Source organism: Burkholderia sp. Ac-20392 (genome assembly GCF_017104585.1).
GTDB classification, from domain to species: Bacteria; Pseudomonadota; Gammaproteobacteria; order Burkholderiales; family Burkholderiaceae; genus Burkholderia; species Burkholderia lata.
The window spans coordinates 1-702 of the sequence record NZ_JAAGPB010001190.1; the positions used below are offsets into that span (position 1 = coordinate 1).

A 702-nucleotide genomic window follows, 5' to 3' on the forward strand; every position below is an offset into this window, starting at 1 on the left:
CGTTGTCGACTTCGACGTCGACGGGTCTGTCGTCAGCCACCAGTTCGATTGGGTCGTTGTCGACGGGGCTCAGCTCGACGAACAGTTCGGTGACTTCGCTGTCTACCTCGACATCGACCGGCCTGTCGTCGGCGAATAGCTCGATCACTTCGCTATCGACCTCGACTTCGACGGGCTTGTCGTCGGCGAACAGCTCGATCACATCGTTGTCGACTTCGACGTCGACGGGTCTGTCGTCAGCCACCAGTTCAATTGGTTCGTTGTCGACGGGGCTAAGCTCGACGAATAGTTCGGTGACTTCGCTGTCTACCTCGACCTCGACGGGCCTGTCGTCGGCGAATAGCTCGATTACTTCGTTGTCGACCTCCACGTCGACAGGGTTGTCGTCAGCCACCAGCTCGATTGGCTCGTTGTCAACGGGGCTCAGCTCGACGAATAGTTCGGTGACGTCGTTGTCGACCTCGACATCGACCGGCCTGTCGTCGGCGAACAGTTCGATCACTTCGTTGTCGACTTCGACGTCGACGGGGCTCAGCTCGACGAACAGTTCGGTGACGTCGTTGTCGACCTCGACGTCGACGGGCCTGTCGTCGGCTAACAGCTCGATTACTTCGTTGTCGACTTCGACGTCGACGGGTCTGTCGTCAGCCACCAGCTCGATTGGTTCGTTGTCGACGGGGCTCAGCTCGACGAACAGTTCGG

At 59.1% G+C, this 702-nt stretch carries 1 protein-coding gene; it reads right to left on the reverse strand.

Annotation, left to right across the window (positions count from 1 at the left end; all coding sequences use genetic code 11):
* Positions 1 to 702, reverse strand: a 702-nt coding sequence (locus G3N99_RS41535) for a hypothetical protein (protein ID WP_206125348.1), incomplete at both ends; no start/stop codon positions are given.